Source organism: Niallia endozanthoxylica, from assembly GCF_008710145.1.
GTDB classification, from domain to species: Bacteria; Bacillota; Bacilli; order Bacillales; family Cytobacillaceae; genus Bacillus_BD; species Bacillus_BD endozanthoxylica.
On the sequence record NZ_VYKL01000014.1, the window covers coordinates 1 to 18,453 of the forward strand.

The window sequence follows — 18,453 nt, forward strand, 5'->3', positions numbered from 1 at the left end:
GAAGACGCAGTCGATGTGACTCCGATTGAAGACGCGGTCGATGAGGCTCCGGTTGAAGACGCAGGCGATGAGGAGATCGTTGATGGCGCAGTCGATGAGGAGATCGTTGAAGACGCAGTTGATGTGACTCCGATTGAAGACGCGGTCGATCTGACTCCAATTGAAGATAGGGTCGATGAGGCTCCGGTTGAAGACGCAATCGATGGGGAAATCGTTGAGGACATGATTAGCGAGACCCTTATGGAAGAAGTCATAGATGAGACTCCAGACTCTGGAGAGAACAAGTCAGAAAATGACATAGGTGTCATTCTCTCTGGCAACGAGGTTGAAGAAGACTTAATAGAACAGTACGAAACTGAAAATCTTCCAGACGCTGACACTAGTGAAGTTCTGCCTGAAAATAGCCCTCAAGATTTGCCAACCGTTGAAGTTGATAACTCATCTTCAATGAATAACGCGGATATCTCGATAGAAGTTAATCCTGATTTACAAGACAAATAAATATTAAAGAGTAACCTTATACAGAAAATAGTATCCCTTTTACACTGCCTACCACTCCTCTAATTCTCCTAATTTCCTGTTTTCAATCAATTTGATGAAAGGTTGAAGTGATAAGGATTGAACCTCGGACATATATTCTATAGACATCATAGTTCACTACAAGGGGGCGTTCTGATATGCAGTGGTATCTGAAGGTTTTGAAAAATTATGTAGGTTTCCAAGGCCGCGCAACAAGACAGGAGTATTGGATGTTTGTTCTTATGAATTTTATCGCTGTCTGTATCCTTTCTATCGTGGAGTTACTTCTAGGAATCCCAGGTGTTTTAACAGGAATTTATGGCTTAGCTGTTTTCCTTCCATCCTTGGCTGTACTTGTTCGAAGATTACATGATATTGGAAAAAGCGGTTGGTGGTTTCTTATTTCCTTTATTCCTTTTATCGGTACCATTGTGTTAATCGTATTTGCCTGCCAGGAAAGCCAGTCTGGGGAAAATCAATATGGTTTGAATCCAAAGTTCAACTATTAGTTATCCGATTACACCTAAACCGCCTGAATAAAGGCGGTTTTTTGCATAAAAAAAGGCTTACAGTGCTTCCTGCAAACCCTTTTAAACAAGAGAATCTCAATTTTTATGAATGAATCATATTATTTAAATCCTTCACCAAGGATACTTGCATCCTTTCGTTGGGCAGAACCAATCAGTTTTTGTTTAAAAATATTTTCCTTTTGCTCAATTAACGCTTCTCGTTTGCCTCTATAGACATATTTCTTTTTAAGGACCTGCTTTTTTTGATTATAAAATAAGACAAAACGCTTTAAAGGTAAGTTAGGATTCGTATTAATCCAATTAATTTTAAAAGAAGCAGCATCTTCCCATTCTTCTACTGAAAGCATTTGGGCTAGAATCCTTAATTGTTTTAAATTAAACTCAGGAGTCAGTCGCACTTCCCTTTCAAGTAAAAGAGTTGGATCTTCTATTTCAGGCGGCTGTTTCAATATAACATCCTCATCCTTAATCTTTTGTTCTAATTGTGAAAATTCGATTTTGGGATACAATTTTCCAATCAACTCCTCATAACATTTAGCCGGCTTGCGGCAACGGATTATTATCAACGATTAAAGATAAATAATCTCTTAACAAATGGATTATGAATGCATCTTTTCGCAGCACTTTTTGACTCATATACTTAGTATAATAGTTTTCGTCTCTATATCATCATTATACTATATAGAAGTTACCAACAGAAATAATTCTCATCCATACAATATGATTTATTTTTACCCTTACCGATTGTACACTTTTTTATATCGATATAGCAACACTCATCACAATAACTTTTGAAAAAGGTAAATGTTAAATGAATCCGCAATAAGTCTTTTTAATGAATGAATACATGAATCCCCTACTCATTTATTATTTGACTAAAACAATAAGAAATGGAAGTACAATAAAAGATAAAAGAGTTGTCCAAAGAATACTTTTCGTTACGATTTTTGGAGACGCATCAAACTTTGACGCTAATATACCGGCATTCACAGCAACTGGCATACATGCCAATATCAGTAGCACGGAGAATAAGAGTCCATCAATTTTAAGTATGTATAAACAAATTAAAGCGATGATTGGTGCAATCAGCATTCTCATTCCCATACCCGTCCAGTAAGCGGTGTGCGTTTTTCGATCAAGTTTTTCCGTTTTCACATTCATCATTTGCGCACCCAAAATAGCTAAAACAATGGGTGAATAGGCGTCTGCAATCATTGAAAAACCACTTGCAATACCGCTTGGAATCGGAATATCAAAAATACGAAGTAAAAATGCCAGCACAGCAGCATAAATGGCCGGTAATGAAAAAACAGATTTAATGGCATTTTTAATCGTAAAGTGTGAACGGGCAGCGAAGTAGATACCTACTGTATTAACAATAATCATTTGCAAGACTATAAAGACGGATGCCTTGTCCAGTCCCAGCTGTCCAAATGCAAGTAAAATAAGCGGTATCCCATAGTTGACACAGTTTGTAAAAGCCGAAATAAGTGTGAGTCCAGCAATATCATTTTGCGATAATCGAAGCAGTTTCCCTAACCCATTTGCCGCTCCCCATAGTAATAATAGATTTAACAGCGAGAAAGCAAATGTCTGATAAACATCCTGATGAGACACTTCCGCATTTATTAACGTATCAAAGATAACAACCGGAGTAAAATAATATAAAACTAAAACTAAAAGCGGTTTAATATCAAGCTGCTTGTATTTGCTTAGTAATGCACCAGCAATAACTGGCAGCGCAAGTGGGACGAGCACTTGGAAAAGAGTTGAAAAAACATTTTGAATCATGATGATAAATTCCTCTCCGACGACTTTAATGAGAAACGATTCCGAAAAGACAAGTGAATTGAAAATTCATGATATAACAGTGTAATATCTATCGTTTATTCATTTTTCATATTCCAATATTATACTACAATATTCTTAATAATAAGAAGATTAATTAATAAAAAAAGCCGAACGTGACAAGTTTATGTTAACGTCACATTCGACTTTTTGCACAAAGAATGATTTCTTCCAATCCTGAACATTCCTCTTTAGATATTCCATCGAATGAGCAATCCTGCGTGTGTTAATCCCCCGCCGAAGCCATATAGTAATAAAATATCCCCATTATTAATCTTTCCTTCACGTATTCCTTTATCAAGTGATAAAGGGATAGTTGCTGCCGACGTATTTCCGTACTCCACAAGACTGTATAACGTTTTCTCAATTGGAAAATCTGATCTATCACAGATGGATTCAATCATCCTTAGATTTGCACTATGTGGTATAAACCAGTTTACATCACTTAATGGCATAGAGGCTTTTTCCAAGACTGCTTTCATTCCTCTTGGCACAGTCGTCACTGCCCATTTATAGACCTCACGGCCATTTTGCACAAATTTATTACTATTAGTTATGTCTTCTTCAAACATGCTTTTGGATAAATTAGAACAATATAAATTTTTTCCCTTTTCCCCTTCTGAACCTAGATGAAAAGAAAGGAAACTCGGCTGTTCTTCATCATATTCTACCAGTACAGCTCCTCCGCCGTCACCAAATAATATACAGGTCGTCCGGTCTTCATAATCTGTAATTCTTGAAAGAGTTTCAGCTCCAATAACAAGAATTTTCTTATGCAAACCAGATGTGATAAAACTGTTTGCTACATGCAGTCCATAAGCAAAGCCTGAACAAGCAGCATTTACATCAATCGCTCCAGTATGTTTGATTCCTAGTTTTGCTTGGACTAATGAGGCGACACTTGGGGTTTTGAAATCAGGAGTCATCGTGCAGGCAATGATCATATCAACATCTTCAAGTGACCTATCATATCTCTCGACTAAGTTCAGTGCAGCTTTATATCCAATATCACTCGTATACTCATCCTCTTGTGCGATTCTGCGTTCTTTAATACCTGTTCGTTTAACAATCCATTCATCATCTGTTTCAACTAGTTTTTCTAACTCATCATTTGTTAATTTTCTTTCAGGGACATATGAACCAATTGCAGTAATACGAGCTTTTGATAAAATCATTAAATACCCCCTAGAATTCATAATATAGTAATTTCCCTTATTTTAACACTTATTATTAACACTAGATACTAATTTGAATTCAATTCATGAAAAAAGGGCTACTTGTTTAACTGAGCCATTTAAGGTCTTGATTCAGAAACTAGTTCAAGGGATAATAGATTAGTTGATGAAAAGACGTTAGGAGCAGGTAAGAATGAAAAGGATTTTGCAAAATTTTATTAAAGGACTTTTAACAATTGTTCCCATTATTTTAGTTATCTATGTCGTCTTTAAAATTTTTATGGTTTTAGACGGTCTGCTTGGCAATTATTTAAAACCCTATTTAAAGGATGATTACATACCTGGGATTGGATTACTGTTTACATTTATCTTAATTACTATTTTAGGTTGGTTGTCTACAAAGGTTTTTACAGGGACTCTCTTCCGTATGATTGACAGACTGTTAGAAAAGATTCCGTTAGTCAAAACGATTTATTCTGTTATCAAGGACACTTTCCATTCTTTTCTTGGAGAGAAAAAATCTTTTTCAAAGGTAGCCATTGTTACAATTCCTGGAACAGAAGTCAAAACGATTGGTTTTATCACGACAGAAGATTTGCAAGGTTTTTATGATCCATTAAAGAATTATGTAGCTATCTATGTCCAACAAACCTTTCAAATAGCCGGTATTACTTTATTAATCCCAAAAGAACAGGTCGAAGTCATTGACGTAAAACCTGAGGATGCAATGAAATTTGTATTATCAGGAGGCATGACGTCCAGTCAAGGAGAAAAATCCTTAGATTAATACATAAATCTAAGAACGCACTTATTGAAAAATAGGTGCGTTTTTCTCCGTTACAAAGTTTAGAATTATTTCTGCCTGGTACCTTTTAAGTTTTAACTAATTAGAAAATAACGGTTTAATAATCGTGAAGCTGTATAACCTAGAATTAATATCATATCTTATTGAATCTGCAAAATGATTGGGATTACGAGTATTATTCGTTTCTAATGCGTACTTTTTTCTAAGGAGATGATTGCTATGTCATTTCGTGGAGATGCCCATAAGCTGTATCTTAAACTAACAAAAATACATAACAAAGAATTCTTAGAGACAAAAGAATTAGCAGAGGTTCAAGAAATTCGTTCCTTTTACCAAACCGTTAGTACCGATTTATTAAGATTAATTTATTACCGTATGATTAAAGAAAAAAATGGCTCCGGGATTATCCCCATCTTTGTCACAGCCATTCCTTGGTTTATCTTTTTATTCTCAAGCAAATTACAGGAATTTCTTTTTCGAGAGGGTGGTATTCTTTGGCTTCCCTTTAGTTTTATTTATATGTTTATTCTCATTATGAGCGTTGTCCTTCATTTTCGTGAACAGGCCTGGGCAGGTTTGCATATTGAAATTATTCAGGATGTCATAGAGGAGCGGAATACCGAACTTCAACCATAAAATGTTCCTAATGATGTGCCAACACCAAAACAACCCCCTGTTTTAAAAGACAGCCGTTATTCATATATTTATGATAACCATTTAATGGGTAGTGACTTTCATCATAGGGGGTATGATGATGTCTAGAAAAATAGCTGTAGCCATCATTCATGGAATTGGAACTCAGGCTGATGATTTTGCAATGGAGATGGAGGAGAAATTAAAAAAGCATTTTATCAAACGTTTAAGGAAAATAAAGCCTTACATTCATGCTCCTGAATCACAAATAGTCATTAAACCTATATGCTGGGCTGATACTTTTGCAGAACCAGAAACCATTCTTTGGGAGAAGTTCCAATCAAGAAAATTAGATTATATGCTTTTACGAAGTGCCATGATTCACGTATTAGCCGATGCTATCGCTTATCAAAGGTCCCCTTCCCAAAAAAACTTCTATAAAAAAATCCACGCGAGAATAGATGAGAAGTTAAATGAACTGGCTTGCGAAACCGGAGATGGGGAAGCACCTTTATGCGTGATTGCTCACAGCCTTGGAACTGTAATTACCAGTGACCATTTTTATGATCTCCAACAGGGAAAAAGAATCGCAGAGCCACTCGATAATCCTCTCGTGAAAGGTGAAACCCTGACCTTATTCTATACAATGGGAAGTCCCATTGCTCTATGGAGTATTAGTTATGATGAATTTGACCGGCCCATTGAAGTGCCGGCAAAGAAAATGAAAGATCGTTATGCAAATATAGGTGAATGGATTAATTTTTATGATAAGGATGATATTATTGCCTATCCGCTCGAACCTTTATACGGAAGTCAATATGTAAAAGACTATCAAGCCGCTGTCGGAGGACTCCTGACTGGTTGGAATCCTCTTTCCCATGCTAAATACTGGACATCACATTCTGTCATTAAACCAATCGTCAATGGGCTCATCAGGACATGGTTGGAAATAAATAAATAACCATGGGGACGAATCGGCTGCTTCCCGATTTAGAAGCAGCCGATTCGTCCCCATTCATTTTACCTTCTCTAGTTTATAAAAGTCCCACCATTTGAAGACCATGATAAATCCCATTCTCTTCAACGGATTTTGTAACAAATCTAGCTGCTTCCTTTACGGAATCCTCCGCATTCCCCATAGCGATACTGTTTTTCACATTTGTCAGCATCTCAATATCATTCAATCCATCCCCAAATGCATATTGACGCTCAGGAGGAAAACCTAACTGTTCCACAATCTTTTGAATACCAATGGCCTTTGAGCCACCTTTTGGGAGGATATCCACTGACACAGGATGCCAACGAATAAAATCAAAGTCTTTAAATTCTTGTTCATACTGTTTCTCTTCCCCTTCCGGACAAAAAAGGAGCGTCTGATATAAGTCTCGTTCTTCGTAATAATACGGATCATGGGAAGGAAAACGATCAATTTTCAGGGTAGTAATACTCTCATTAATATAACTATGCTCAGGAACATTTGCCTTCATATCTTCATGGTCCATAAATACAACAGGATGATTATTTGCAAGCGCTCTTTCTGTTAGCTGTAAAAGAGAGGAAATGTTTAATGGATTCGCATATACAACTTGTCCATTTAATACAACATATTGGCCATTGTAGCTAACATATGTTTGAATATCCAATTCTTTTCTTAAATCCTCAAACATGAAGGGAGCTCTTCCTGTAGCAATTGCAACCACATGTCCTGCCTCCTTCAATTGAAAAACGGCTTCTTTCGTCTTTTGAGGCAATTCTTTTTCATGATTAAGCAAGGTTCCATCTATATCAAAAAAAATTACACTTGTTTCAGTCATTAGTAATCCTTCTTTCGCAATAAAATTTGTTCATCTATTTTGCCAGACATTCAATTAGTACGAGTCTAACTTATGAAACCCGTTTCATGTCAACTATTTTGAAAAATTATAATTAATACAAATCTTCCCGACTCATTCATTAAAGAAAGTATGGGGACGGTGGTATGGCTTCACAAAAGCCATACCACCGTCCCCATGCCTTTATTTTTCATCTGTTTTCCTTTGATTAGCATCCTGCTTTGATGTTTCAACTATTTGCTTTAATTCTCCTTCATCCCCTTTTGCATTAATGATTTCCATTATTTGATTAAGCCCCTTGCTCGTTTGGTCATCTTTATTGTTCATTGCTAAATCTTCCTTTCCTTTTTCTATTATTATTTTCATCTTCCTTGTTGACTATGTTTCCTTCAGGTGAATGAAAGCCAATAAAGCTGGTAAAATGAAAAAGAAAATTCACAAAACTCCATTTACAAAAAGGATTCACTATTGATATCATGGAAAATGGAAGTTCAATGAATCTTATGCTCTAAATCAAACAAGCTAGTTTTACAGTTTGAGAATGATTCTTAAGGCATAAAAGCATAGGTTTTCTAATTACAACCTAATACATTTATGGAGGTTTACATAATGAGCTATCAATACTTACTTTGCGAAATCGAAAATCGTGTGGCCGTTGTTACTATCAATCATTCACCAGGTAATCAATTAAATACACAGGTATATCAGGAAATCACTAGGCTCATGGGGGAATTAGAAGTAAATCCAGATGTACGAGCCATTGTGCTGACAGGAGCTGGCGATGAGGCATTTGTAGCTGGAGCGGATATTCATGAAATGGTCGATTTAGATACCGTTGGCATGATGAATTTAACACAAGTGACGAGAGTTTCTTTCTCAAGAATAGAAAACTTAACAAAGCCTGTGATTGCTGCAATCAATGGCGAGGCACGCGGGGGCGGCTTTGAGCTTGCTTTAACTTGCGACTTACGCATCGCTTCTGAGAAAGCACAATTTGCTTTCACTGAAATCAATTTAGGCGTCATTCCAGGAGGCGGCGGTACACAGCGAATTCAAAAGATTGTTGGGCAAGGTACCGCTAAGGAATTACTATACTTTGGAAAATTTATTGATGCAGAGCGTGCTTATCAACTGCAAATTGTTAATAAAGTCGTTCCTCATGATCAAGTCCTTTCAACTGCAAAAGAATGGGCTGAAGAACTTGCACAAAAAGCACCGGTTGCGTTAAGAATGATGAAAGCAGCTGTTCAAACAGGTTCTAATGTTGACCTTGAATCAGCACTAACAATTGAAGCAGCATGCTATGATGCCGCTTTTGCTACGCAAGACCGCCGGGAAGGTATGGCTGCACGTTTAGAAAACAGAACGGCTAAATATACAGGTAAATAGTAAAAATCTAGACGAAAGGCTGTCCCTATGAAAGGGCAGCCTTTTATTGGTTATCATTATTTTTATTTGTCTGAAATATATCTTGTGACACCGCATTCAGCTTGTTAACAAACCGATTGAATCCAAATCCAACAAAAAAGGATATACTGATTTGAACATATGGGGTATCACTATATTCTATAAACTCGATAAATAAAATTCCACTGTCAATTAACAATACAGCAATCACAGCTGTACCTGTTGCAAAAATTGGATAAAACACATACCTAATCCACTCACGGTAATTATTTAATTCATTTTTCATATAGTATGTGCAGAACATATAAAGATGCCGTAATGATCCTCCAATGGATCCAGCAAAAAAGTAATATAAAAAAACCTTAATTTTAGAAACAAAGGGCAGCGACTGTTCCAGTGCACCTGTCCATAATGCTCCGACCATTATAAAACTGCCAAAAAACAACAGGGAAAGATAAGCCAGAATAAATACTTTAAGTGACTTCTTCACTACATCACCCCGCTTTGGATATCCTATCCTATGTAACAGACATAATGTTCGTTCCCATGCAAAAAGAAGGATCCATTCCTCATAAAGAAACAATAGATCCTTCCCCTTTCGTTATTATCCTACTTTTACATCTTTTGATTGTTGATTTTCTTTTTGTAATTTTGAAGCTTTCTTGCCATGTACTAGATAATAAAGAATAATACCAAAAAAGACGATAGCTGCCATACTCATATATAAACTGCGAAAGCCAATAAGCGGCAGAATAAATCCCAATAGGAAGGGACCGACTCCAATCCCAAAATCATAAAAAACAAAAAAGGTTGATGTAGCCAAACCAATTCTATTCCGAGGAGCCAAGTTAACGGCAACGGTTTGCGCACTTGACTGAAATGTTCCAAAACCGATGCCAATTACTGCTCCTGCAATCAGCAAGGTAATCCCATGCTGCGCTTGACTCAAAATGATTATCCCTAAACCAAACAGAAAAATCGATGGATAGATGATCTTATTTTCGCCTTTTAAATCATACCATTTTCCTGTAAAAGGTCTTGTTAGTAACAAAAACACAGCGTACATCACAAAGAAAAAACTAGCTGCATCCGCTAAATGGATTTCTTCTGCATACGTACTTAAAAAAGATAAAATACTTGAGTAAGCAAATCCGAAAATAGCCACAAGAATGGCAATAGGAATGGTACTTTTTTCAAAGTAATCACTTGGATGAAACCCCTTCTTCATCTGAGTTGGCTTAGTTTCTGTATTCACCTTTGGAATGTGTAAAAATAGTGTAGCTATGATTGCTATAACAGAAAAAAAAGTTGTAACCACAAAAATAACGCTGTGATTGAAATTTTGACTAATGAATAATCCTAGAAATGGTCCCACAGCCATAGCCAAATTCACACTTGTTGCAAAATATCCCATTCCCTCCCCACGACGGGACATAGGAATAATATCTGCAGCAATCGTTCCTGTTGCTGTTGTAGCAATACCAAAAGCAAACCCATGAATAAAACGAATCAGCAGCAACAGTGGTAAGCTATTGATTGGAAAATACAATAACATCATAATTAGGAATAAACTCAACCCAAAAAGCAACAGCCTCTTTTTCCCCACTCGTTCAATCATTCTCCCTGCCACCGGTCTTACAATGACTGCCCCGAGGACAAAGATACTAGAAGCAAGACCAGCTTCGCTTTGAGAAGCATGAAATTTGTCAATAGAGTAAACAGCTAGTGTCACCATTAAAATATAAAATGAGATAAATAATAAAAAATTGGACATGGATACCATTACAAAATCTTTTGTCCATAATTTAGGTTTTTGATTCATCTTATCCCTTCTTCCATTATTTCAGTTTTTCTTTTAATTGTTGTATCGTTCGTAGCGTTGTTTCTAAATCTGTCATCGAGATTTCCGCTAACAGTTGATTTTCGAATTCATCAACAACCTTTTTTGCTTCCTGATAAACAAGATTGCCTTTTTCGGTTAGTCGAATTTTTCGTTCACGCTTATCTTTACTCGGAACCTTCTCTATTAGTTGGTTTTCTTCTAATCGATTAGCCGTACGTGTGATGGTTGGTTTTTCCACATCAATATATTGACTGATTTCCACAAGTGTAGAAGCACCAAATTGTTTTAAATAATAAACAATAATCCATTGGGAATGATATAAGCCAACACTCGCTAACTGTTCATTTAATTTTTTTGTAAAACTTCTGGAAAACTGTAAGTGCTGATGAAAAAATGAAAGTGACAAATAAAAACCTCCGACCATATTAGTTACCTAGGTAACTAATATACTCCCTTTTTCACAATTTGTCCATAATTACGGGTTTTTCTTTATCATGAAATCAACTAAACAAAAAAACTCTCTATCACCGTCCATTCGGCAATAGAGAGTTTTACAATTATTTTGTTGAATTAATAAACATCACGCTGATAGCGACCTTGCTTTTGCATATCATTTAAATAGGCTTCAGCATCTTCACGTGACATCGCACCTTCTTTTTCTATCACATCAATAAGTGCGCTGTGGACATCCTTCGCCATTCTTTGTTTATCACCGCATACGTAGAAGTACGCTCCATTTTGAATCCACTCAAACAACTCTTTGCTGTTTTCAAGCATTTTATTTTGAACATATACTTTTTTCTCTGTATCACGAGACCAAGCAGTATCTATTTTTGTAAGTACACCATCTTTTTGATAAGCTTCCAATTCCTCTTTATATAGAAAATCAGTAGCTTCATGCTGGTCACCAAAGAATAACCATGACTTTCCTGATGCATTCGTTACGGCAAGTTCTTCGATAAAAGAACGGAACGGTGCAATGCCTGTCCCAGGACCGACCATAATAATATCTTTATCTCCTGATTCAGGTAAGTGGAAGTGTTTATTCGGCTGAACAAATACAGGAAGTGTATCTCCTTCTTGAATACGTTCAGCCACTTGTACAGAACAAACGCCCTTTCTCTCACGTCCATGAGCTGTGTAGCGAACTGCACCAATGGTTAAATGTACTTCATTTGGATGCGCAGCAATACTGCTGGCAATGGAGTATAGACGCGGCGTCATCTTTCTTAAAACAGAGATAACATCTTGTGCTGAAGCATTCCATGGACCGAAATCACGCAGCATATCAAGAAGGTCGCGGCCATTCGTATATTCCTTCAGCTGGTCAGCATTCTCTACTAAGATAAGCTTTTGTAATTCTTCATTTTCTGTGAATTCAGCCGCCTGTTGCAATATTTTTTTAGAAAGAAGCGTAATTTCAAAATACGCTGTTAACGCTTCTTTTAGCGGCATTGTATCACCCTGTTTATTAATGATAACAGCATTTTCCCCATCCCAGTTCATTTCCTCAAGAATGGCTGAAACTAACTGTGGGTCATTAGATGGAGCAATTCCAAGAGCATAGCCTGGTGCATACGTAAGACCAGATCCTTCTAGTGAAATTTCAATATGTCTTGTTTCTTTTGCAGAACTTTCTCCATTTAAATTAATATTTTTAAGGACTCTAGCTTGAAATGGATTTGTTCTTGAATATACAGCTGGAGCTGTTCTTTTTTCAGTACTTACTACAGTATTTTGCATGATCTCACCTCAAGAAATTATATAAAATAGGATAACATAAGTTGACAAATTCTGATATGTTTTTTCTTTTCATTCGGAATAATTTGTATAACAAAATTAGTGTATTAACAGTATTATTATACAAATTAGTCTACTTTCTCTCAATAAGAAATTTCCGCATAAGAAAATATAGGTCATTTATCACTCTATCAGGACGAGTTTCAGTTCTCAATGCTATATAGTCAGTATTTGCCTATGTAACATATTATACCCCCTGAATATTTAACGGGGTTTCATGATTTTACTAATGATAAAAATTCATTCCATTCTAAATTTTAAAATTATCTTTATATAGTTTTTCCCTAAACTGATTACTGACAATTTTTCCGTAAGCCAGGACATACTGAATGAAATAATAATCGCAAGAATTAAAGCATATCGATTCATGAAGTTATTGATTCAGCCTGTAGATCTCGCGAGCAATACCCTCTAAAATATAAACAACGGGTACTTGCGTCGTAATATTCGATTCTTCCACAAATTCCTCTGTAACGTAATAGGAAATATTTATATCAGAGATTTTCGCAATAGTTGAGAGTTTATCATTTGTAATACTGATAATTTGACTTCCTTCTTGTTTTAATTGGTTAAGATGTGTAACTGTAAATTCATTTTCTCCTGATACTGAGAGAGCAATAGTCACGCTATTACGACTGATTTTGGAATAAATTGGAAAATGGGGGTCTTTAATATACAACGAAAAAGTCCCTAAACTTGAGAGGTACCTTGCACCATATTCAGCTAGAATACCCGAGCTTCCAATTCCAATAAAGATAACATTATCCGCTTTGAAAATAAGATCTGCTGCCTTTCTAATGATTTCATCTAAATCCCCTTTTAACGACCTCTCAAAAAATTCTACTATAGATTGTTGGGAACTTTTTATGCTCGTTATTTTTTTCTCTTTTAAATGCATTTTTAGCTTTACCTTGAATTCGGAAAAACCCTCACACTGTAGTTTTCTGCAAAAACGTAAGATCGTAGTCGTTGATACATGGGTTTCATCCGCTAACTCACGAATCCGCATATAAGCCACTTTTTCACTATGTTGAACAATATAATTATACAAAGAAATTTCTAATTCATTAAAAGTTGAAATGATTTCATTTGTAAACATGATATTTAGAAATCTCCCCTCCTTACGTGATTTAGTACAATCGCTGCCAAAGCCCTAGCGCCATTTTAACATACCCTTCTTTCATGAAACATGGCGTTACATTCATGTAACAAATTCCTTTCTCCGTTATAACAAACAAGTTTCCCTCTGTTCATTTACTATTCTGCAAAACGTCGATATGATTTTTTTAACGATTATAACCTTACTACTAAAGAAAAAAATTAATTTTACTCAAAAAACAAATAGTAAATAAAGAAATAAATTTCTGGAGGTATCGTAATGAAAACCTATTCATTTCCAAAAGGGTTTCTATGGGGCGGAGCTACTGCTGCAAATCAAATTGAAGGCGGATTTCAAGAAGGTAATAAAGGATTAAATGTTGCAGACGTTCTTCCTGGCGGAAAGGAGCGTTTAAATATATTAATGAATGCCGGTTTCGACTTTGAAATCCATCAGGATCAATACTACTATCCCAATCATGAAGCGATTGACTTCTATCATCGATATCAAGAGGATATTAGGTTGTTTGCGGAGATGGGTTTTAAAGCATTTCGTATGTCCATTGCCTGGACAAGAATTTTTCCAAATGGAGATGAACTAGAGCCAAACGAAGATGGCCTTATCTTTTACGATCGTGTGTTAGATGAATTGCACAAGTACGGGATTGAACCGGTCGTAACCCTTTCCCATTATGAAATGCCCCTTCATCTCGTTAAAGAATATGGAGGGTGGAGAAGCCGTCAAGTTGTTACTTTCTTCGAAAGATATGTAAAAGCTATTTTTAATCGTTATAAGAATAAAGTAAAGTACTGGATGACGTTTAATGAAATCAACAGCGCTTTAGTAATGCCGATTAATGGACTTGGTTTTTCTATTCAAAAGGAAGAGGATAAATACCAGCCTACTTTTCAGGCGTACCACCACCAATTTGTTGCCAGCGCATTGGCTGTTAAATTATGCCATGAGATGATTCCCCATTCTCAAATTGGCTGTATGATTCTTTTTGCCCCTGTCTATTCCTTTGATAGTAATCCGGAAAATGTTATGTATGCACTACAAGAGGAGCATTTGTTCAATTACTTTTGTGCAGATGTACAAGTTCGGGGTGAGTACCCGGCATTCATGAAGAGATACTTTAAAGAACATCAGATTGAATTGGAAATACAAGACGGCGATTTAGAATTACTAAAGGAAGGTGCAGTAGATTATATTGGCTTTAGCTATTACATGTCCCGTACAGAAAAGAAAGTAAAGACAAAGGAGGAAGCGACTCAAGGAAATATTATCGGTGGCATAAGAAATCCGTTCTTACATGCGAGTGACTGGGGCTGGGAAATTGATCCAATAGGACTGCGAATCAGCTTGAACAAATTATATAATCGCTACCAGAAACCGCTGTTTGTTGTGGAGAATGGATTAGGAGCTTATGACAAAACAGAAGAAGACGGCACAATTAATGATGACTATCGTATAGACTATCTTTGTGAACATATTAAAGCAATGGGTGAAGCCATTGAAGATGGCGTTGAATTAATGGGCTATACGAGCTGGGGCTGTATTGATATGGTTAGTATGTCAACCGGAGAGTTCTCCAAACGATATGGTTTCATTTATGTAGATAAGCATGACGATGGCAGCGGCACATTAGAGCGGAAAAAGAAGCAATCCTTTTTCTGGTATAAGGATGTCATTGCTTCAAATGGACAAAATTTATAAATCTATATATGTAATAAAAAAATGCTAATCGAAAGATTTCGATCAGCATTTTTTTATTTATCCCACTCTTAATGAGCAGTAAGACCCCCACTGATGGAAGTTTCACTTTATTGATTGCCTCTTTTCACCCATTCAGCTACTGTTACCGTGCGTTTTGCCTGGTGCTTGACTGCGGCTTGTACGTCCTCGATCATTTTTCCATTTTGGTCAACTGACACACTTGTTCCGTATGGATTTCCTCCTGCTCCAAAGAGAACCTGATCTGTGTAACCAGGCGGTACAATGATAGCACCCCAGTGCATCATTGAAGTGTAGAGTGATAAAATCGTTGCTTCTTGCCCTCCGTGCGGATTTTGCGCGGAAGTCATGGCACTTACGACTTTGTTGACTGTTTTACCTGTTGCCCATAGTCCGCCTTGAATATCAAGGAATTGCTTCATTTGGGATGGCATATTGCCAAATCGAGTAGGAACACTGAAAATAATAGCATCTGCCCATTCAATATCGTCACCTGTTGCAATAGGGACATCTTTTGTTGCTTCAACGGTTTTTTTCCATACTTCATTTTTTTGAATTATAGATTCTGGAGCCAACTCTTCCACTTTTAAAACCTTTACTTCTGCACCTGTCTCTTTAGCACCTTCTTCGGCCCATTTGGCCAGCTGATAGTTTGTTCCGCCCATACTGTAAAAAATGACGGCTAATTTTACATTTGCCATTTCTTTGGTCTCCTTTTTGATGATTTTCCAAATAGCTTAACTAAAATACCAACATATTATTTCTATTCCGTGCGGTGCGTATTCATATTCCTTTTTTAGAAAAGCGAACGCTGAGTAATCTTCAAAAGTTATAAGATTAATTTATTTTATTATTGCTTCTAAATAAATATTCTTTAATTCAAGGTATTTTCACATCGCTATTTCTATCAATCCAACTAGTCATTAAACAATAATAGCGTATGAACCATTTGCATCATACGCCTATTCAATCATTTATACAGTTTTTCTTTCAATTAATTTAACTTTAATCTCTTCATGGGAGGACTCCTTATTGTCTATTGCTTGTAAAAATAGCTTTCTGCCCATTTCCACTAACGGGAGTTCCATCGTAGTAATATGCATAATTTTTGCAATTGGCTGGTTATCAAATCCCATAATGGCAAGCTCTTCAGGGACTTTTACACCTATTTCCTTGCAATAAGTTATCATTCCGGCAGCTACCATGTCGCTTGTTACTAATAAAGCTGTGGGAGGGCTGCTCATCTTCATTAACTCTTGCACGACTTGTACTCCATCTTCAAATTTTAGACAATCATAGAAAACGTACTCATGATTAAATGGTTCCTTTCTTTCTCGTAAAAAATCTTTGTATGCTTTTCCTCTTAGTTTACTATTAGCTCCGGACCTTCTACCAACACAATATCCAATTTTTTGATGACCTTTATTATGTAAATACGCTAATGCTTTAGAAAAGGTTTGGTAATGATCAATATAGATGGAGGAAACATTCTTCCCTCTCGAATCCTCGCAAAGAACAATTGGACCGTATGCTGCATATTCCTCAATAGTGTTCCATGTACATTTCCTCGAACAAATAATCAAGGCATCAATCTGCTTATACTGCAGCATCTTTAACGCTTCGATTTCCCGCTCTTCCTCATAATTCGTTTGAAAAAGGATCAGTTTATAATTATTTTTAACTGCCTCATTCGCTATTCCTTCTACTAACAATCCAAAATAAGGATGGTTTGTAAATGGAATCACCACACCGATTAGAAATGTTTCTCCTTTACTTAAATGTACAGCATTCAGATTCGGCTGGTAATTACATGCCTCCATTGCATGTTTAACAGCTTTTCTTTTTTCTTCACTGACATACGGATGGTTATTTAATACGCGAGAAACAGTTGTAACAGACACACCTGCCATCTTTGCGATATCTTTTATATTTGCCATAGACTCACCTTTATTAAAACCTTTCTCTTGCACTGAAATGCATTTCAAGCTTTATACTTTACCTAAAAAGGCGCACTAAATAACTTTTTCAAGCTAATCGTGCGCCAATTACCTATTTATTTAATACAGCCACGGCACGAATGGGCGCTCCATCTGAGTTCTCATATTTCAACGGCAGAGCAAAGAAAGTAAATAACTCATTTCCAATTTCACCTAATCTCGCAAGATTCTCAATCACAACGATTTCCGTTTCAGCAAACAGCTTATGATGAATGGTCAAATGTTCATCCGAAATCGGATCAATCCCAATCACATCAAGCCCGACACCCTTTTTCTTCGAGCTGATTAAATAGTCGGCAACCTCTTCGGTGATAGCGGGATAGTCGCCAAAATAGGTATTTGTCCCCCAGTGGTTGTCCCATCCCGTATAAAATAAAAGAAATTCTGCCTGATCCGCTTTCTCTTTTACTGCTTCAATATAACTCATCGTAATTCTTTGACCTTCTCCTAACTCGCTGCAATCAATGACCAACCCTTTTCCAATGAATTGTTCGACCGGAAAGGCATCTAATGTGGTTCGGTGCGCAAAAATATGGGATGGCGCATCCATATGAGTTCCCGTGTGGGAGAACATAGTCAGAAGGGTTTCCTTGAAGCCATTTGTCTCATATGTATTGGCCACCTCTAATTTTGGTGTCTCCGTTCCCGGATATACAGGCATATTTTCAGATATTGTATGGGTTAAATCAATCACCTTCATGTTAAGAACCTCACTTTCAAACCAATATGTATTGATATTTTAATATCTCTATTTAACATTTATGATTCTAGATACTTCTTCCTCCAATGTAATAGTTTTTATTACTATAAATGCCCTTTTTCGTGATTTTTTTAAACAAGTTTTATATCAACCGCATACTTTAATAATGAACAAGCACGTAGGAGGTGAAAAAATATGGGCTTATCTTCCTCCAGCATTTTTGGAATTTTCCTTGGTTTATTAACTGGCGTAATCTGGTTATGGCTAGCAATATCTGGGACCATTAGCGGCTTTTTAGGATTGCTTGGACTAACCGGAATCCTAGTAACCATTATTAACGTCCTTGTTGCGCTTGTCGGTTTCCTTGCTTTTCTCATTTTCGGACTATACGTTTTCAAGAGAGCATGGCACTATTCCCGCGACTAAACAGGTACTAATAAAAACAGTCTCTTTAAATAGAGGCTGTTTTTATAGATTTTTACCCTGTTCTACAAGAGATAGTTGGTCCCTGTAAACAGAGACCAACAAATA

21 protein-coding genes are annotated in these 18,453 nt (G+C 36.5%); 8 read left to right on the top strand and 13 right to left on the bottom strand.

Annotated features, from left to right (window positions below; all coding sequences use genetic code 11):
- Both F4V44_RS27270 and F4V44_RS06385 read left to right on the top strand, forming a co-directional pair.
- Nucleotides 1–501, top strand: a 501-nt coding sequence (locus tag F4V44_RS27270; RefSeq protein WP_191090594.1) for a hypothetical protein, incomplete at its 5' end; no start/stop codon positions are given.
- Nucleotides 502–677: 176 nt separating this feature from the next.
- A complete protein-coding gene (locus F4V44_RS06385) occupies nucleotides 678–1,028 on the top strand; it encodes a DUF805 domain-containing protein (RefSeq protein WP_150439172.1) in 351 nt (116 codons plus the stop codon).
- A gap of 119 nt (nucleotides 1,029–1,147) precedes the next feature.
- On the opposite strand, the gene F4V44_RS06390 is transcribed toward F4V44_RS06385, so the two are convergent.
- From F4V44_RS06390 to F4V44_RS06400, 3 genes are all read right to left on the bottom strand, one after another.
- Complete coding sequence (locus F4V44_RS06390; protein ID WP_150439173.1) at nucleotides 1,148–1,558, bottom strand: hypothetical protein; 411 nt, start codon at nucleotides 1,556–1,558, stop codon at nucleotides 1,148–1,150.
- Nucleotides 1,559–1,916: 358 nt separating this feature from the next.
- Entirely contained in the window at nucleotides 1,917–2,840 is a 924-nt protein-coding gene (locus F4V44_RS06395; protein ID WP_150439174.1) for an AEC family transporter, read from the bottom strand.
- A gap of 248 nt (nucleotides 2,841–3,088) precedes the next feature.
- A complete protein-coding gene (locus tag F4V44_RS06400) occupies nucleotides 3,089–4,072 on the bottom strand; it encodes a ketoacyl-ACP synthase III (protein ID WP_150439175.1) in 984 nt (327 codons plus the stop codon).
- Nucleotides 4,073–4,265: 193 nt separating this feature from the next.
- On the opposite strand from F4V44_RS06400, the gene F4V44_RS06405 reads away from it, so the two are divergent.
- From F4V44_RS06405 to F4V44_RS06415, 3 genes are all read left to right on the top strand, one after another.
- Complete coding sequence (locus F4V44_RS06405) at nucleotides 4,266–4,859, top strand: DUF502 domain-containing protein (RefSeq protein ID WP_150439176.1); 594 nt, start codon at nucleotides 4,266–4,268, stop codon at nucleotides 4,857–4,859.
- Nucleotides 4,860–5,096: 237 nt separating this feature from the next.
- Nucleotides 5,097–5,513 (top strand): hypothetical protein, encoded by a 417-nt coding sequence (locus F4V44_RS06410; protein WP_150439177.1) that lies wholly within the window; start codon nucleotides 5,097–5,099, stop codon nucleotides 5,511–5,513.
- A gap of 118 nt (nucleotides 5,514–5,631) precedes the next feature.
- Nucleotides 5,632–6,471, top strand: a complete 840-nt coding sequence (locus F4V44_RS06415; protein WP_150439178.1) for a chemotaxis protein — start codon at nucleotides 5,632–5,634, stop codon at nucleotides 6,469–6,471.
- 73 nt (nucleotides 6,472–6,544) lie between these two features.
- Here F4V44_RS06415 and F4V44_RS06420 read toward each other — a convergent pair whose 3' ends face one another.
- Entirely contained in the window at nucleotides 6,545–7,324 is a 780-nt protein-coding gene (locus tag F4V44_RS06420) for a Cof-type HAD-IIB family hydrolase (protein WP_150439179.1), read from the bottom strand.
- Nucleotides 7,325–7,525: 201 nt separating this feature from the next.
- A complete protein-coding gene (locus F4V44_RS27275; protein ID WP_191090595.1) occupies nucleotides 7,526–7,669 on the bottom strand; it encodes a hypothetical protein in 144 nt (47 codons plus the stop codon).
- Between the two features lie 282 nt (nucleotides 7,670–7,951).
- Here F4V44_RS27275 and F4V44_RS06425 point away from each other — a divergent pair, with 282 nt between their 5' ends.
- The gene (locus tag F4V44_RS06425; protein ID WP_150439180.1) at nucleotides 7,952–8,731 is read left to right on the top strand and encodes an enoyl-CoA hydratase/isomerase family protein; all 780 of its coding nucleotides are present in this window, start codon (nucleotides 7,952–7,954) and stop codon (nucleotides 8,729–8,731) included.
- A gap of 43 nt (nucleotides 8,732–8,774) precedes the next feature.
- Here F4V44_RS06425 and F4V44_RS06430 read toward each other — a convergent pair whose 3' ends face one another.
- From F4V44_RS06430 to F4V44_RS06450, 5 genes are all read right to left on the bottom strand, one after another.
- The gene (locus F4V44_RS06430; protein ID WP_150439181.1) at nucleotides 8,775–9,239 is read right to left on the bottom strand and encodes a hypothetical protein; all 465 of its coding nucleotides are present in this window, start codon (nucleotides 9,237–9,239) and stop codon (nucleotides 8,775–8,777) included.
- A gap of 114 nt (nucleotides 9,240–9,353) precedes the next feature.
- Nucleotides 9,354–10,571 (bottom strand): MFS transporter, encoded by a 1,218-nt coding sequence (locus F4V44_RS06435; protein ID WP_150439182.1) that lies wholly within the window; start codon nucleotides 10,569–10,571, stop codon nucleotides 9,354–9,356.
- A gap of 16 nt (nucleotides 10,572–10,587) precedes the next feature.
- Complete coding sequence (locus tag F4V44_RS06440; RefSeq protein ID WP_191090596.1) at nucleotides 10,588–10,998, bottom strand: MarR family winged helix-turn-helix transcriptional regulator; 411 nt, start codon at nucleotides 10,996–10,998, stop codon at nucleotides 10,588–10,590.
- A gap of 164 nt (nucleotides 10,999–11,162) precedes the next feature.
- The gene (locus F4V44_RS06445; protein ID WP_150439184.1) at nucleotides 11,163–12,335 is read right to left on the bottom strand and encodes a sulfite reductase subunit alpha; all 1,173 of its coding nucleotides are present in this window, start codon (nucleotides 12,333–12,335) and stop codon (nucleotides 11,163–11,165) included.
- Between the two features lie 430 nt (nucleotides 12,336–12,765).
- Nucleotides 12,766–13,491, bottom strand: a complete 726-nt coding sequence (locus tag F4V44_RS06450) for a MurR/RpiR family transcriptional regulator (RefSeq protein WP_150439185.1) — start codon at nucleotides 13,489–13,491, stop codon at nucleotides 12,766–12,768.
- Nucleotides 13,492–13,770: 279 nt separating this feature from the next.
- On the opposite strand from F4V44_RS06450, the gene F4V44_RS06455 reads away from it, so the two are divergent.
- Nucleotides 13,771–15,207 (top strand): glycoside hydrolase family 1 protein, encoded by a 1,437-nt coding sequence (locus tag F4V44_RS06455; RefSeq protein WP_150439186.1) that lies wholly within the window; start codon nucleotides 13,771–13,773, stop codon nucleotides 15,205–15,207.
- Nucleotides 15,208–15,314: 107 nt separating this feature from the next.
- Here the strand turns inward: F4V44_RS06455 and wrbA are convergent, their stop codons facing one another.
- From wrbA to F4V44_RS06470, 3 genes are all read right to left on the bottom strand, one after another.
- Entirely contained in the window at nucleotides 15,315–15,926 is a 612-nt protein-coding gene (gene wrbA, locus F4V44_RS06460; protein ID WP_150439187.1) for an NAD(P)H:quinone oxidoreductase type IV, read from the bottom strand.
- A gap of 273 nt (nucleotides 15,927–16,199) precedes the next feature.
- Nucleotides 16,200–17,162: a LacI family DNA-binding transcriptional regulator gene (locus F4V44_RS06465; protein ID WP_150439188.1), complete on the bottom strand. Its 963-nt coding sequence runs from the start codon at nucleotides 17,160–17,162 to the stop codon at nucleotides 16,200–16,202.
- Between the two features lie 112 nt (nucleotides 17,163–17,274).
- On the bottom strand, nucleotides 17,275–17,922 hold the full coding sequence (locus tag F4V44_RS06470) for a cyclase family protein (protein ID WP_150439189.1): 648 nt from the start codon (nucleotides 17,920–17,922) through the stop codon (nucleotides 17,275–17,277).
- Nucleotides 17,923–18,117: 195 nt separating this feature from the next.
- Here F4V44_RS06470 and F4V44_RS06475 point away from each other — a divergent pair, with 195 nt between their 5' ends.
- Nucleotides 18,118–18,348, top strand: a complete 231-nt coding sequence (locus F4V44_RS06475) for an ABC transporter (protein ID WP_150439190.1) — start codon at nucleotides 18,118–18,120, stop codon at nucleotides 18,346–18,348.
- The last annotated feature ends 105 nt before the right edge of the window (nucleotides 18,349–18,453 follow it).

Bases quoted from the DNA above. Each gene is read 5' to 3' on its own strand.
- F4V44_RS06385 (WP_150439172.1), top strand. From the start codon at position 678: ATGCAGTGGTATCTGAAGGTTTTGAAAAATTATGTAGGTTTCCAAGGC.
- F4V44_RS06395 (WP_150439174.1), bottom strand. From the start codon at position 2,840: ATGATTCAAAATGTTTTTTCAACTCTTTTCCAAGTGCTCGTCCCACTT.
- F4V44_RS06400 (WP_150439175.1), bottom strand. From the start codon at position 4,072: ATGATTTTATCAAAAGCTCGTATTACTGCAATTGGTTCATATGTCCCT.
- F4V44_RS06405 (WP_150439176.1), top strand. From the start codon at position 4,266: ATGAAAAGGATTTTGCAAAATTTTATTAAAGGACTTTTAACAATTGTT.
- F4V44_RS06410 (WP_150439177.1), top strand. From the start codon at position 5,097: ATGTCATTTCGTGGAGATGCCCATAAGCTGTATCTTAAACTAACAAAA.
- F4V44_RS06415 (WP_150439178.1), top strand. From the start codon at position 5,632: ATGTCTAGAAAAATAGCTGTAGCCATCATTCATGGAATTGGAACTCAG.
- F4V44_RS06420 (WP_150439179.1), bottom strand. From the start codon at position 7,324: ATGACTGAAACAAGTGTAATTTTTTTTGATATAGATGGAACCTTGCTT.
- F4V44_RS27275 (WP_191090595.1), bottom strand. From the start codon at position 7,669: ATGAACAATAAAGATGACCAAACGAGCAAGGGGCTTAATCAAATAATG.
- F4V44_RS06425 (WP_150439180.1), top strand. From the start codon at position 7,952: ATGAGCTATCAATACTTACTTTGCGAAATCGAAAATCGTGTGGCCGTT.
- F4V44_RS06435 (WP_150439182.1), bottom strand. From the start codon at position 10,571: ATGAATCAAAAACCTAAATTATGGACAAAAGATTTTGTAATGGTATCC.
- F4V44_RS06445 (WP_150439184.1), bottom strand. From the start codon at position 12,335: ATGCAAAATACTGTAGTAAGTACTGAAAAAAGAACAGCTCCAGCTGTA.
- F4V44_RS06450 (WP_150439185.1), bottom strand. From the start codon at position 13,491: ATGTTTACAAATGAAATCATTTCAACTTTTAATGAATTAGAAATTTCT.
- F4V44_RS06455 (WP_150439186.1), top strand. From the start codon at position 13,771: ATGAAAACCTATTCATTTCCAAAAGGGTTTCTATGGGGCGGAGCTACT.
- wrbA (WP_150439187.1), bottom strand. From the start codon at position 15,926: ATGGCAAATGTAAAATTAGCCGTCATTTTTTACAGTATGGGCGGAACA.
- F4V44_RS06465 (WP_150439188.1), bottom strand. From the start codon at position 17,162: ATGGCAAATATAAAAGATATCGCAAAGATGGCAGGTGTGTCTGTTACA.
- F4V44_RS06470 (WP_150439189.1), bottom strand. From the start codon at position 17,922: ATGAAGGTGATTGATTTAACCCATACAATATCTGAAAATATGCCTGTA.
- F4V44_RS06475 (WP_150439190.1), top strand. From the start codon at position 18,118: ATGGGCTTATCTTCCTCCAGCATTTTTGGAATTTTCCTTGGTTTATTA.